Below are 14926 nucleotides of genomic sequence, written 5' to 3' on the forward strand. Positions count from 1 at the left end.
CGGCTCCTTCGCATACGAGAATGCTGGAAGTCGGTGCCGAAAGGCTGATCCGCGACGATCCGGCCCTGGCCCGCCTGCTCGATCGCCAGACGTGCTACCAGGAAGACACCTTGGCGATGATCGCGTCGGCGAGTATCGCCGGGCCGTCGGTGCTCAGCGCCGCGGCTTCGGCGCTGTCGAATGTGACGGCCGAAGGGTACCCGGGCCGGCGCTATCACTCCGGAACCGCTGTTTTCGACGAGGTCGAGGAGCTGGCACGGCACCGGGCCCGAACGGTGTTCGGGGCGCGACACGCCAATGTTCAGCCGTTGTCCGGTTCGGCCGCGAATCTGGCCGTACTGCACGCTCTGATGCCCGATGGCGGCCGGATGCTGAGCCTCGGGCTCGACGAAGGTGGTCACCTGACCCACGGTGCGCCGGTGTCGATCACCGGCCACAGCTACGACGTGGTGCACTACGGTTTGGACGGCGCCGGCCGGATCGATTTCGAAGCGGTGAGAGCCGCTACCGCGCAACATCGCCCGGCGGTGATCATCGCCGGATCGAGCGCGTATCCGCGAACGATCGATTTCGGCCGGTTCCGCGAGATCGCCGACTCCGTCGGTGCCTATCTCGTGGCCGATATCTCTCATATCGCCGGTCTCGTGGCCGCGGGTCTGCACCCGAGCCCCATCGATCACGCGCACATCACGACAACGAGTACGTACAAGCAGTTGTGCGGGCCGCGCGGCGGAATCATCCTGCTGGGCAGGGACGCCGATACCGCCGGTCCGGACGAGCGCACCCCCTTGCGGTCGCTGATCGACCGCGCGGTGTTTCCCGGAGTCCAGGGCACACCCGACCCGGCGTCGATCGCGGCCAAAGCCGCCGCGTTCAACTATCTGTCGCAGCCGGAGTTCCGCGATCTGGCCGCCTCGATCGTGCACAATGCCCGAGCCCTCGCGCACGCCCTGTCCGAGTACGGATACCGGGTGCTCACCGCGGGGACCGACACTCACATGGTGGTGGTAGACCTGCGGCCCGCGCCGATCACCGGGCTCGCGGCCGAGCGCGCCCTCGAAGCGGTGGGGATTCTCGTCAATCGCAACAGGATTCCCGGGGATCACCGACCGGCGCGAACCTCGAGCGGGCTGCGGCTGGGCACCAATATCCTGTCGGCCCGCGGAATGGACGCGGCGGATATGCGTGAATGCGCGGAGCTGATCGACATCGTGCTCCGGCAGTTCGACGCGAATGGTGAGTTGCGACAGGAGTCGCCGGTGCTCATCGAGGTCGCGGACCGGGTACGCGCACTGTGCGCGACGCATCCCCTACTCAACGGACTCGAGGTCTTCCCGCTGGTGGCACCGGACAGCGAGTCGTTCGACAAAGAAGCGAGTGCTCTATGACCACCTCCATGTTGACCACCGGCGAGCTCCGGGACCTGATCACCTCGGTCCTCGGCCTGGACGGCGATCGGGTGCAGCCCGACGACGACCTGATCGCCCTGGGAGTCGATTCGATCAGCATGATGCGAGTCGCGGGTAAGTTGCGTGCCGCCGGGGTCGACGTGAATTTCGCGGAGCTCGCTGCCGAACCGAATCTTGCGGCGTGGGACCGGTTGGTGAACTCCGGAGCGCCCACGACGCAGGGCGACGCCCCGGATCTCGCAGCCGATTCGCCATGGTTTCCGTTGGCGCCGGTGCAGCACGCCCTGTGGCTCGGCCGTGGCCATCACCTGGATCTCAGCGGGGTGGCCAGCCATCTCTACGTGGAATTCGACGCGCCACGAATCGATACCGATCGGCTCCGGTCGGCGATCGGCAGGCTCCTGGACCGGCACGAAATGCTGCGAGTCGCCATCGGCGACGACGGTACTCAGCGCATTCTCGAGTTCGACGTGCCCGCGAAGGAACTGACAGTCGTCGACCTGAGTGATACCGATGCCGAAGCCGCCGCCGTGGCGCTCGACGAGATCCGCGAGCGGATGTCGTCGCAGAGCCTCGATGTACAAGGCGGTCGAGTCATCGATATCGCGGTCACGCACCTGCCGGGCTCGGCAACGAGCAGGCTGCACATCGATTTGGACATGATCGCCGCCGACGCGGCCAGCTACCGGATCCTGGTCGACGATCTGGCGTCGTTCTACGTCGGCGCCGGGCCGGAGCGGCCCATCGGTTTCTCGTTCCGGGAGTACCTGGCCACGATCACCGGACAGCACCGGGACCGTTGGGAGCGGGATCGGGACTGGTGGCAGCGCCGGCTGGAGCGGTTGCCGTCGACCTGTTCGCTCCCGGTGGTCCCCGACGCCGAGCGCGGTCCGGTGCTGGCCCGCCGCTACGACCATTGGATCGATGCCGACCGCAAGGCAGCCCTGGAAGCCGCGGCGCGGCGCAGCGGGGTGACCCCGGCGGCCGCCATGGCGACGGCCTTCGCGCAAGCCGTACTGGAATGGTCGGCCGACGACGCGACCCTGATCAATGTTCCGCTGTTCAACCGGCAGATCGTGCATCCGGATGTGCCCGCGCTGGTCGGGGATTTCACATCGACGGTTCTGCTCGACGTAGCGGAAGCCGCGACCGACAGCGTGCACGATCGGGTTGCCGCCGTGCAGCAGCGTCTGCACGAAGTGTGCTCGCACGCCCAGTACTCAGGTCTCGAGGTATTGCGCGACCTGGGGCATCACCAGGGGAGCACGGTGCTCGCGCCGATCGTGTACACCAGTGCCATCGGCCTCGGCGAACTGTTCTCACCCGTCGTGCGCGACCATTTCGGCAAGCCGGTATGGCTGATCTCGCAGGGACCGCAGGTGCTACTCGACGCACAGGTCACCGAACTCGACGGCGGTCTGCTGTTGAACTGGGACGTGCGCGCGGAGGCGTTCCCCGAGGGCATGGTCGACGCGATGTTCGACAGGTACCGGCGCTGCATCGATACCCTCATCGATGTTGCGGACTGGACGAGCACCGGTTTCGAACGCGAGCTTCCCGCCGCGCAGGCCGCGGTCCGGGCGACAGTCAACGACACCGCGGCGCCGATCGATACGCAGTCGTTGCACGATCCCTTCTTCACCCGTGCCCGCTCGGCTCCGGACGAAATCGCTCTCCGCTGGTCGGGATCGTCGCCGGACGATCTGTGCAGCGCCACCTACGGGGAACTCGCCGCAGCCGCGTTGCGAGTCGCCGGAAGTCTCCGCGAGTTCGGCGTCGAGAAGGGCGATCTGGTCGCGATAACCCTGCCCAAGAACTTCGATCAGGTCGCGGTGGCGCTGGGCGCACTCGCCGCCGGGTGCGCCTACGTTCCCATCAGCGTGGATCAGCCCGCAGCACGGGTGTCCGCGATCGAGCAGGTGGCGGATATCGCCGTGACCATCACGACCGACGAACGCGCCGGGTCGAAGGATTCGCCGACTCTGGCGGTCTCCCGGGCGCTGGCGGGTCGTCCCCTGGCCGAGCCCATCGCCACCACCGGTAGCGACCTGGCCTACGTGCTGTTCACATCCGGTTCCACCGGCATACCCAAGGGCGTCGAGGTCGAACACGGGCCCGCCGTGAACGCCATCTCCGATATGGCCGAACGGTTCGGCATCGGGGAAACGGATCGTTCGATGCATCTGGCATCGCTGGAGTTCGATCTGTCCATCTTCGATATCTACGGCATGCTGCGCATCGGCGGTTCCGTCGTGCTGGTCGACGACCGGTACCGCCGGGACGCCGAGCACTGGGCCGCACTGATCCGCGCGCACGGCGCGACCGTCCTGAACTGGGTGCCGGCTCAGATCGATATGCTGCTGCGCGCATCCGAGCCGGAGGCGCTGCGGACTGTGCGGGTCGTGCTGGTCGGTGGTGACTGGGTTCCGGCGGAACTTCCCCGCCGCGCTGCCGGGCACATCCCCGGCGTTCGCTTCGCTTCGCTCGGCGGTACGACCGAGAATGTCGTGCACTCGATCGTCAACGAGATCCCCGATCCCACGGCGTCCGAGGGACCGCTGGCGTACGGAATTCCGATGCGCAATATCCGGTGCCGGGTGGTGGATTCGGCCGGATTCGAGTGTGCGGACTGGGTTCCCGGCGAACTATGGATCGGCGGAGTCGGCGTTGCCCGTGGATACCGGGGCGACCCCGAGCGCACTCGAGCCCGTTTCGTCACCCATGAGGGGCTGCGCTGGTTCCGTACAGGGGACCTCGCGTTCTATTCACCGGACGGTGTTCTGCGGTTCATCGGCCGGCGAGACAACCAGGTCAAGGTCAACGGGCACCGCATCGAACTCGGCGAGGTCGAGACCGCGTTGCGGGCCCTGCCGATGGTGCACCATGCGGCGGTAGGGGTGGCCGGTGACCCGGTTCGGCTCTGCGCCGCGGTGACCGCGGCCGATACCGTCACGGCCGTGGACGAGGCGGAAGTTCGCACCGCCTTGCGCGAGGTGTTGCCCGAGCACATGATTCCGTCGTCCATCGAGGTGTTGTCGGCGCTTCCGCTCACCAACAACGGCAAGCTCGACCGCGCCACACTGCGCAACACCTTCGAGCGCGCGGCCGCGGCCACGCCTTCGGTGGAGGTCGAACCGGAAGACGCCTTCGAGGCGGCCGTGTGCATGCTGGTCGCCGAACTGCTCGAACGCCGGCAGATCGGTCCACACGACGACTTCTTCGCCGTGGGCGGCACTTCGGTCGTCGCCACTCAGCTGGTTCGTGAGCTCCGCGATCGCATCCCCCTGGTCGAGGTCCAGGCAGCGGACGTGTTCGGCGGCCGCACTGTTCGCGCGATCGTGCGCTGTATGCGGGACCGTGCGGCCGAGCCGGATCGCCTGATCGCCGCGGGCGAGATCTACCTTCAGGTCATGGCCCTGGCCGACGACGAGTTGGCGCCGGCCGCGGACTGATCGCCTCGGGGCGATGACTGCGCGTCCCTCCATGGGGGACCGGGCACGGCGCGCAACGAAAGGGATCGGTGCACCACCGATCCCTTTTCGTTTTCGTCCGGCCGCGTTACTTCGGCCGTCGCCGGTTCGATACTCGTACGGGCGGGTCCCGGTGCTGCCGATGAACTGTGCCCCGGCGCCCGAATGCCGGGGCATTGACCTCCCGGCGACTCGACGTGTTAGCTTAGCCTAAACGAATTTATTGTGAGAATGTATGGCTACCATATGGAGAATTCGGTTCTCTGGATATAAGGTAACCCTGATCTCACGTGTGTGCAGGTTCGGCGGTGACCATGCCGACGATCGAGCGAGAGCAGCGGTGGGCGAAACCGGGCGCGCTGCGGGGCCAGGAGGTGACTGATGACCATCGTCGACGATGTCAGGGGTAGCGACTCGTTCGTCGTGCCGAGCCTGACGACCGGTGAACGGGTGCGGATGCTCGAGGAATGGGCTACCGGTGTCGAGCCCTATGACGTCTCCGCACTGGTCACCGTGATCAGACACGGCCATATGGTGCCCGGCACCCGGGTAGCGGCTCGCTGCGCCGGCGAAGTGCTCACCTACGGCGATCTGTTCGGCGGCGGCGATCTGTCCGGCGGACGCGGCAATGGCGCAGGGGCGCGGAGTTCGTCGGCCCTGCCCACCCCGGCCGCGGTCGCCGCACTGCTGGCCGAATTCGTCACCGCGTCCCGCGTGGGGCTCGGTCGATTCGGTGATCGTGGTCTGCTGCTGAGCGCCGACGCCCTCGCAGTCGCCGTCGCCGACCGCCGCAATATCGCCGCGGACCGGCGGCCGCGGCGCGTGGATCCGGCGATGCGGCCCGCCGATGTGCGACTGCTGGCCCTGCCCTGGGGGGATCCGCAGAACACCGTGGACCTGCTGGCGGCATGGTCCTCCGGTGCCTCGGTGGTAGTGCCCACCGAGGCGCAGCGCCGGGATCCGACCGCGCTGGCCGGTCTCATCGACACCTACGGGGTGACGCAGATGGTGGCCGAGGCCGGACTGCCGATTCGTTTCGTCGAGGACGGCGTGGATCGGCTGCCGACAGTGGCTCGTTGGGACCTGGTCGGTACGAGCGGTGGATCGATGCTTCCGGAAGCGGTGCGCTGTTTGTCGCCGGACGCCGTGGCGACCGTCGCATTCCATGCCCCGGCGTACCTGGGCGCGGTGTCGCGCGGTCCGCTGGCGCCGACCGCGTGGACTCGGCCGGTTCCCGGGGCGAAGGTGCTGCTGCTCGACGAGGGGCTGCTGGTGGCGCCCGGCGTCGTCGGTGATGTCCACGTGGGCGGACGGGCGTTGGGCGCCGAGTTCGCGCTGGGGCGTGATCGCGACAGCTTCGTGGACGATCCGTACGATCCCCGGGCCCGCCTCTTCCGGACAGGTCATCGGGGCTGGTGGACATCCGAGGGTCGACTCATCATCGAATCGTGAGTCCCGCGCAGGCTGAAACATTGCCCGAGGGCGGAGTTCGGTCCGCCGCCTGATCGACCGAAGTTGTTGCGGCACAGGGGACAGGCCGAGTCGCATCGAAGTGCCCTCCGTCCGGTCGTGAACCGATAACGGTCGATCGGGTGGGCCGCGGTCGACAGCGCCGGACCGGTACTGCGCGGGTGGCGGCGAACCGGTACGGGGCGCCGAATCCGGTCGAATTCGCCGGATGTTGCCGAGCCACGTTGACACTGGTCGTAAACGGTTTCGAGGCTCGTCGGCAGCCGCATTCCGTAATCGAGCGCAGGATCCGGCGGCCCTCGGTGTTGTAAGGTAAGCCTATGCGAAACTGAGGGGATCGGGTGGCCGGTGCGGGTGGATGCCCTCGCACCGATCCAGGGCGATGCCGACGAGCTGCCGGGAATGTTGGGAGAACCAGTGGACAGACTTCTGGTGGTCGGCGCGGGCCCCAAGGCCATGGCTGTAGCAGCCAAAGCGTACGTACTGCGCGAGCTGGGGCTGCCCGCGCCGCGGGTCACCGTGGTGGAACCGAATGCGGTGGGCGGGAATTGGCTGCCGACCGGGGGCTGGACCGACGGCAGGCACCGGCTCGGGACGAGCCCGGAAAAGGATATCGGATTCCCGTATCGCTCGACCTGGGCTCGCGGTCACGGTCCCGCCGTCGACCAGGCCATGATGACCTTCGGCTGGACGGCCTTCCTGGTCGATCGCGGTACCTACGCCGAATGGGTGGACCGCGGCAGGCCGAGCCCGGAACACGCCCTCTGGGCGAAATACCTCCAATGGGTCGCGCGCAGATCGGGGGTGGAGATGATCCACGGCCGGGTTCGATCCATCCGTGCCGCAGGTGCCTGCTGGCAGGTCACCATTGCCGGTGCCGAGGGTGCGACGGTCGAGATCGGCGCGGATCGGTTGATGATCACCGGTCCGGGCAGCAGCAAACGATCACTGGACGACCATCCGAAGCTCCTCAGCATCGCCGATTTCTGGGATCTGGCCGGACGACGGCAGCTGCCGGTGTCCTCTCGGGCGGCGGTGATCGGCGGTGGTGAGACCGCGGGCTCGGCCATGGACGAACTCGTGCGCCACGACGTGCTGACCGTTTCGGTGATCTCACCCGCGGCCACCATCTACACCCGGGGCGAAAGTTATTTCGAGAATTCGCTTTTCAGTGACCCTGTCAAATGGCGTGCGCTGAGCATCGCCGAACGTCGGGATGTGGTGCGACGGACCGACCGGGGTGTCTTCTCGGTCCGAGTGCAGGAAACCCTGCTCGCGGACAACCGGGTTCACCACCTGCAGGGGCGAGTGGTGCGGGTGGCCGAGGAGGGCGACGGGGTCGCGCTGACCCTGCGAAACGAAGCGCGGCCTGACCGCACGCATACCTTCGATCTGGTGGTGGATGCGACCGGCGGACAGCCGCTGTGGTTCCTCGATCTGTTCGACGAGGAGGCGGTAGATCTGTTCGAGCTCGCTGTCGGTGGCCCGTTGACGCAGGCCAGGATCGAGGGATCGATCGGTGACGATCTGGCGGTCGACCGATTGCCCGCAAAGCTGTACCTGCCCAATATGGCGGGTCTCGCCCAAGGCCCTGGTTTTCCGAATCTCAGCTGCTTGGGCGAACTCTCGGACCGGATTCTGGCAAGCGCCCCGGCGGCGCCCGTGGTCTCCGGTGCATCGGTGGCTGTTTCCGCGTTGCCGGAGCGAGTCGCGAGCCACTGAGACGTTCGGCTCAGATGCTTGCCTTACTTCTGTCCGTATCGCCTAAAGATGAGGTTAGCTGATGCGTATCGTGTCGTTCGGGTTCCAGACCTGGGGACGAAAAACTCTACAAGCACTGATCGATTCCGAGCACGAGGTGGTGTTCGCGGTAACCCACCCTGCCAGCGAGGATTCCTATAAGGGGATCTGGTCGGATTCGGTGGAGGAGCTCGCCCGGGAGCACGGGATCCCGGTCCACCTGACCGAACGCGCCGATGCCGAGACGATCGATCTGGTCAAACGCACCGAACCGGACGTCATCGTGGTGAACAGCTGGTACACCTGGATGCCGCCGGAACTGTACGAAATGCCCACCTACGGCACGCTCAATCTGCACGATTCGCTGCTGCCGAAGTTCACCGGGTTCTCCCCGGTGCTGTGGGCGCTGATCAGCGGTGCCTCCGAGTTCGGTCTGACGGTGCATCGGATGGACGACCAACTCGACACCGGCGATATCCTCGTGCAGCATTCGCTGCCCATCGGGCCGCAGGCCACCGGCACCGAATTGGTCCTGGCCGGTATGGAACTCATCCCGGCCGCGCTCAACGAAGCCCTGGAGGCACTCTCTTCCGGGACCGTGCAGTGGCGGCCGCAGGACAAGGCCGCACGCACCTATTTCCACAAGCGTTCCGATCGGGACAGTCGCATCGACTGGAATTGGCGCGCCACGGATCTGGAGCGTTTCGTCCGGGCCCTGTCGTCGCCGTACCCGCGCGCGTTCAGCTACTACCGCGGCGAACGGATCGAGGTGCTGGAGTCGAGCGTGTCCGCGGCCCGCTACGGCGGCACTCCGGGACGGGTCATCGTGCAGGAGGGCGGTGGTGTGGTGGTGAGCGGGCCGGAGGCCCATCGCGGTGACAACCACGGACTGCTCATCACCCGGGTCCGTACCGCCGACGGCGTCGAACACAGTGGCGCCGAATTCTTCCGGCGTGGCGGGTACCTGACCGACGCGGCGGAATGACGCCGCCGCGCGCCCGGGCTGTTCACCGCACGACCTGCGCACGGCTCCCCGGCGGTCACAGCTCGATGCGCTGATCCTCGGGCAGGAAGAGCTTGTCCGATTCCACGACCCCGAATGTCCGATAGAACTCGGCGATATTTCGGACGACCTGGTTGACCCGGAACTCGTCGGGGGCGTGGGTATCGCCGGCCAGCAGGCGTTCGGTCACCTCGGGGGTCGATTTGGAGCGCCAGATCCGCGCATAGGAATTGAACATGGTGTGGTAGTCGGGATTCGTGACGCCCTGACGCTGCTCGGCGATCCGGTAGGCGGCCAGCGCGATCTGCAGCCCGCGCAGATCGGCCAGGTTCTCGCCGACGGTGAGCGCGCCGTTCACATGCTGTTCCGGGGGCAACCCCTCCGGGACGAGTGCGTTGTACTGCTCGATGAGCTGCTGGGACTTCGCGTCGAAGGCGTCCCGGTCGGCGGGGGTCCACCAGTCGCGCTGGTTGCCGTCCCCGTCGAACTTCGAACCCTGATCGTCGAAACCGTGCCCGATCTCGTGTCCGATCACCGCGCCGACCCCGCCGTAGTTCACCGCGATCTCGGCGTCCTTGTCGAAGAACGGCGGCTGCAGGAAGGCGGCAGGGAACACGATCTCGTTGTTGGTGGCGGAATAGTAGGCGTTCACCGTCTGCGGTGAGGCGCTCCACTCGGACTTGTCCACCGGCTTTCCCAGCCGGTCGAAGGACCGCTTGACCTCGAAATCGTTGATGGCGCGCAGTGATTCGATGATCTTGCCGCGAGTGACTTTCAGTCCGGAGTAATCCACCCACTTGTCCGGGTAGCCGAGCTTGGTGCCGATCTTGTCCAATTTCTCGATCGAGGCCTTCCGGGTTTCCGGGGACATCCAGGTGCTGTTGGTGAAATTCTCCCGGTAGGCCGCCATCAGATCGTCGACCATCGCCTGGACCCGTTGCTTGGCCTCGGGCGGGAAATGCTTGTCCACGTACAGCTTGCCCAGCTGTTCGCTCAGGTTGCTGTCCACCGAGCCCACGGCCGACTTCCAGAGCTCGGGCCGCTGCTTCAGCCCGGACATCAGCCGCCCGTTGAAATCGAAATTGGCGTCGGAGATCTCCTTGGGCAGCACGTTCGCGTAGGTCTTGAGCACCGCCAGCTTCAGGTACTCGCGCCAGATCCCGATATCGGTCGCCGCCCAGATCTTGCCCGCTTCGGTGACGAACGAAGGCTGGTTCACCACCACCTTCGCGAACAGATCCTTGGGCCGGTCGGTGATCCCGCGAAGCCACGGATCCCAGTCGTACTCCGGGGCCAGAGCCGTGGCTTTGTCCCACTCGAAGACGTTGTAAGTGGCCTCCGCGTCGCGGTTGCGCACATTGTCCCAGTGAGCGGCGGCGATCCGCTTCTCCAGATCCAGCAGTCGCGCGGCCACCCCGGCGGGGTCGGGCATATCCGCGCCCTTGGCCAGGCGTTCCAGATACGTCCGGTAACCGGCCAGTTCCTCGGCGAACTGCGGGTCGCGATAGTACTGCTCGTCCAGGCCCAGCCCGGACTGGCCGATGGCGGGGATATAGGCCGAGGAATTCTTCTGGTCTGTACCCACTCCGATACCGATCAGCCCGCCGATCGGCAGCCTGCCCATCACCTCGGCCAGGGCCGGTTTGTCCTTCGCATCCTCGATCTCGGCGAACATCGACTCCAGGGGCGTCAGACCCAGTCGCTCGATCTCGTCCAGATCCATCCGCGCGTCGTAGAGGTCGCGGATCTGCTGCGCCTCGGTACCGTCCTCCGGGTCGCTGATGCTCTCGATGATCTCCCGCAACTGCTGCTGGGTGCGTTCCCCGGCCTCGCTGAACGCCCCGTAGGAGGTCTTGTCCGGCGGCAGCTGGTACTCGCGCAGCCATTTACCGTTGACGTGCCGGTAGAGATCGTCCTGGGGCCGGATCGCCGGGTCCGAACCGCTCATGTCGACGGTCACCAGCTTGAGGGGTGCGGCCTCCGAACACGAGGCCAGCCACGCGGCCGCGGGGGCCAGGCCCAGTGCGACGAGGAACCCACGGCGATCGAGCACGAACCGACGATCCGATGATTTCAACGAAACCTCTCCCCGATGCGGGACCCGCACCTCTCCTTGGCGAACCGGCCCCATGAGGCTACCGGCGCACCATCCGGCCGTCGCGCCGGGAGACACGGACCGTCCCGGCCTCGGGGCTACGGGCATCAGCAGCCGGGGCCGCCCCCGGTTCCGGAGCGACACAGAGCGAGGGAGCGCAGCGACTGAGCGGCGGAGTGAAGAACCGGGGTCACAGGCCCCGACCCGCCCCGCCGACGGCGGGCAAATGAACACAACCCCGATTTCGCTCCGAGCTGGGGATTCGGTATCCTTGACCGGTTGCCTGCGGGCCCGGTGCCCGCGATTCGGCCGCGAACCCCCGGTGGTTGATCGTCGAGATCGTACAGAACCGCTGGTAGGCGCGCGTTCGAGTGGTGACAGACCATGCCCGTCGGGTCGGCAATCCGGCGTGCTTTTCGTCCAGGTCGAGGAGGCTGAAGTGATTCAGCAGGAGTCGCGGCTGCGCGTCGCCGACAACACGGGTGCCAAGGAGATACTCTGCATCCGCGTTCTCGGTGGTTCGTCGCGCCGCTATGCCGGTATCGGCGATGTCATCGTCGCCACTGTGAAAGACGCCATCCCCGGCGGCAACGTCAAACGGGGTGACGTCGTGAAGGCCGTCGTGGTGCGCACCACCAAGGAACGGCGCCGTCCGGATGGTTCCTACATCCGTTTCGACGAGAACGCCGCCGTGCTCATCAAGGCGGACAACGACCCGCGTGGCACCCGTATCTTCGGCCCGGTCGGGCGCGAGCTGCGCGACAAGAAGTTCATGAAGATCGTTTCGCTGGCCCCGGAGGTGCTCTGACATGAAGGTGCACAAGGGCGATACCGTGCTCGTGGTCTCGGGCAAGGACAAGGGCGCCAAGGGCAAGGTCATCCAGGCCTTCCCGAAGGACAACCGGATCCTGGTCGAGGGCGTGAACCGGATCAAGAAGCACGTCGCGAACTCCGCGAACCTGCGTGGCGCCTCGTCCGGCGGCATCGTGACCCAGGAAGCGCCCATCCACGTGTCCAACGTGATGGTCGTCGACTCGGACGGTAACCCGACCCGGATCGGCTACCGCACCGACGAAGAAACCGGCAAGCGGGTTCGGATCTCCCGTAAGAACGGGAAGGACATCTGATATGACCACCACCGAGAAAGTGCAGCCCCGGCTGAAGCAGCGCTACCGTGCCGAGATCAAGGACGCGCTGAACAACGAGTTCAACTATGCCAACGTCATGCAGATCCCGGGCGTGGTCAAGGTCGTGGTGAACATGGGTGTCGGCGACGCCGCCCGGGACGCCAAGCTGATCAACGGTGCGGTCGATGACCTGGCCCTGATCACCGGCCAGAAGCCGCAGATCCGCAAGGCCACCAAGTCCATCGCGCAGTTCAAACTGCGTGAGGGTATGCCGATCGGCGCCAAGGTCACCCTGCGCGGCGACCGGATGTGGGAGTTCCTGGACCGCCTGGTCTCGATCGCCCTGCCCCGTATCCGCGACTTCCGCGGCCTGTCGCCCAAGCAGTTCGACGGCAACGGCAACTACACGTTCGGCCTGAGCGAGCAGTCGATGTTCCACGAGATCGATGTGGACAAGATCGACCGTCCGCGCGGTATGGACATCACCGTTGTCACCACCGCGACCAACAACGAAGAAGGCCGTGCCCTGCTGAAGCACCTCGGCTTCCCGTTCAAGGAGAACTGAGACATGGCCAAGAAAGCACTGGTCAACAAGGCCAACCGCAAGCCGAAGTTCGCTGTCCGCGCCTACACTCGCTGCCAGCGCTGCGGCCGGCCGCACGCGGTGTACCGCAAGTTCGGCCTGTGCCGCGTGTGCTTGCGCGAAATGGCGCACCGCGGCGAACTGCCGGGCGTGCACAAGAGCTCCTGGTGAGCTGACCCGGGCCGGAGACTGTCCGGTCCGGATCGACACAACCTGAAAGGGACCCGAGCCGCGGCTCGGGTCCCTTTTGCGCTTCCTCCCGGCGGTGTGTGATCCGCGCCATAGACCGATACGGCGTCAATAATAGGGACTTCTCTGCTGCCGTTCCGGTGACACCGAAGGCGCACCGCGGCGAGCTGCCCGGCGTGCACTACAGCTCCTCGGCGTGTTCGGCCGCCGATTGTTCCCGGATCCGATGCCGTCTGGCACACTTGCTGGATGGCTGCCGTGCTTTTCGACTGCCGTAACGGCGCTGCCTGTCCCAGTGGGCCGTGTCGTGGTGCAGCTCGGTTGATCGGCCCGGGTTGATCAGGCGATTGCCGAGGTGATGACATGGACCGCTCCGGGCCGGGTGTGGATTGGCTTCTGGCGGATCTGAGCCCCGGAGTCCTACAGGCCAGACTGTTGGCCCGGCGTTTGGACCGGATAGTCCAGGAAATGGGCGAAGGTATTTCCGAAGCACTGTATCGCAGGACACGTGATGCGGTGGTGCGCGGCAACCATGAATTCATTTTGGCCGACCCGGACAACGACCGAGTGCTCCGAGAACTCTTGCGGCAAGAAACACCCGTCGCCGCCTCCGGGCCGCCGCGTCCGGATATCGGATTGCCCGGCGATCCACGGCAGCTCCGGGAGGTCTGGGAAGATCTCTCTTCATCCGACAGAGCCGAACTTTTCCATTTGGATCCGTTCCTCGGAAACCGGGAGGGGATCCCGACGGCGGATCGAGATATTTACACCCGCCGCGCCCTGGATGGTCTCCTCGAGCGAGCCCGAGGAGCGAACGATCACACGCGGGCCGCGGCTTACGCCAAGATAAAGAGAATGCTCGATGAGCCCGGGCTCTACCTCACCTACATCGACAACGATGGAGGGCTGGCGTTCTCGCGGGGTAATCCGGATTTCTCCCGCAACACCGCCGTACTGCTGCAACCTGCTCAACGACCTCAACACGTGCTCGATTACGCGAGTTCGACTGTGGAACAGTTCCATCAGTTGGCGCTACGCACCGCGCCCAATTCCAGAACGGCGGTGAGCTACTGGGGCGTCTACAACCAGCCCCAGTCCATGCTGCAGGCGATGTTTCCCCAGTTCGCCCAGGACGGTGCTGCCCGAGTGCGGGACTATCACGAGGGTTTGCGGGCAACGCATGAGGGGCCGTCCGCGCACATCACCACGATCGGTCATTCCTACGGGAGCGTCCTTGCCGGCCACTCCGCCGGCTACGGAGAGACGCTGAACACGGACGTCGTCGTGTCCATGGGCAGCTGGGGAATGGGCGCGGACCACGTCGGTGAGTTGAGTCTCACCGGGGTCTCGCCGGAACGAACCGGCGAGCGTGTATTCTCCACAATTTCTCCGACCGACTTCGTTCAATTGATGCCGGACACACACGGCAGATTACCTACTGATCGTGATTTCGACGCGACGGTATTTGCCTCCACTCCGCGTTTTGCCGGACAATGGAACCCGTTGGACCACTCGGTGGAAGCCTATCTGCACTCCGGAAATCCGGCTTCGGGAAATATCGGCCTTATTATCACCGGATACGGCGACCTGGTTGCCTGATGATATTGCGGCAGGAGATACACGATGGACGGTGGTATGAATTCCGATCGGACCCAGGCGGCGGCGCGGGAGCAGTTGTACCGCCATCTCCTGCGAACGCTGCGTATGCTTCCGGCCGAATCGGCATTGTCACTGGTGCATCCGGAGCTCCCGGAGGCGCGGCTACACCGGGGCGTGATTCTGCCCTGCGAAGATGCCGATCCGGAAGTCGATGCGGAGTTCTTCGACATCGCGTACTGGC

At 65.8% G+C, this 14926-nt stretch carries 11 protein-coding genes; 10 read left to right on the forward strand and 1 reads right to left on the reverse strand.

The features are described from left to right. Positions 1-20: 20 nt before the first annotated feature. From glyA to NF4_RS14485, 5 genes are all read left to right on the forward strand, one after another. Complete coding sequence (gene glyA / locus NF4_RS14465; RefSeq protein ID WP_063814585.1) at positions 21-1388, forward strand: serine hydroxymethyltransferase; 1368 nt, start codon at positions 21-23, stop codon at positions 1386-1388. After that, positions 1385-4861: a non-ribosomal peptide synthetase gene (locus NF4_RS14470; RefSeq protein ID WP_063127868.1), complete on the forward strand. Its 3477-nt coding sequence runs from the start codon at positions 1385-1387 to the stop codon at positions 4859-4861. Before glyA ends, NF4_RS14470 begins: the two co-directional genes overlap by 4 nt. A 399-nt stretch (positions 4862-5260) precedes the next feature. Then, entirely contained in the window at positions 5261-6331 is a 1071-nt protein-coding gene (locus NF4_RS14475; protein WP_063127869.1) for an acyl-CoA synthetase family protein, read from the forward strand. A gap of 435 nt (positions 6332-6766) precedes the next feature. Further along, a complete protein-coding gene (locus NF4_RS14480) occupies positions 6767-8071 on the forward strand; it encodes a SidA/IucD/PvdA family monooxygenase (protein ID WP_063814595.1) in 1305 nt (434 codons plus the stop codon). Between the two features lie 61 nt (positions 8072-8132). Continuing rightward, the gene (locus NF4_RS14485) at positions 8133-9074 is read left to right on the forward strand and encodes a methionyl-tRNA formyltransferase (protein ID WP_063127870.1); all 942 of its coding nucleotides are present in this window, start codon (positions 8133-8135) and stop codon (positions 9072-9074) included. Positions 9075-9129: 55 nt separating this feature from the next. Here NF4_RS14485 and NF4_RS14490 read toward each other — a convergent pair whose 3' ends face one another. Beyond that, positions 9130-11145 carry a M13 family metallopeptidase gene (locus tag NF4_RS14490; protein WP_063127871.1) on the reverse strand — a complete coding sequence of 672 codons (2016 nt, stop codon included), beginning with the start codon at positions 11143-11145 and terminating at the stop codon, positions 9130-9132. Positions 11146-11626: 481 nt separating this feature from the next. On the opposite strand from NF4_RS14490, the gene rplN reads away from it, so the two are divergent. The 5 genes from rplN (at position 11627) to NF4_RS14515 (ending at position 14685) form a co-directional block, all read left to right on the forward strand. Continuing rightward, complete coding sequence (gene rplN, locus NF4_RS14495; protein WP_014349098.1) at positions 11627-11995, forward strand: 50S ribosomal protein L14; 369 nt, start codon at positions 11627-11629, stop codon at positions 11993-11995. Between the two features lies 1 nt (position 11996). Continuing rightward, positions 11997-12314: a 50S ribosomal protein L24 gene (rplX, locus tag NF4_RS14500; protein WP_030522663.1), complete on the forward strand. Its 318-nt coding sequence runs from the start codon at positions 11997-11999 to the stop codon at positions 12312-12314. 1 nt (position 12315) lies between these two features. Further along, positions 12316-12879 (forward strand): 50S ribosomal protein L5, encoded by a 564-nt coding sequence (gene rplE, locus NF4_RS14505; protein WP_030522662.1) that lies wholly within the window; start codon positions 12316-12318, stop codon positions 12877-12879. A gap of 3 nt (positions 12880-12882) precedes the next feature. Beyond that, positions 12883-13068, forward strand: coding sequence for a type Z 30S ribosomal protein S14 (locus NF4_RS14510; RefSeq protein ID WP_014349101.1), 186 nt, complete (start codon positions 12883-12885; stop codon positions 13066-13068). Positions 13069-13554: 486 nt separating this feature from the next. Beyond that, a complete protein-coding gene (locus NF4_RS14515; RefSeq protein ID WP_198165337.1) occupies positions 13555-14685 on the forward strand; it encodes an alpha/beta hydrolase in 1131 nt (376 codons plus the stop codon). Positions 14686-14926 lie beyond the last annotated feature (241 nt).

Origin of the sequence: Nocardia fusca NBRC 14340 (genome assembly GCF_001618425.1) — a bacterium.
GTDB lineage: Bacteria > Actinomycetota > Actinomycetes > Mycobacteriales > Mycobacteriaceae > Nocardia > Nocardia fusca.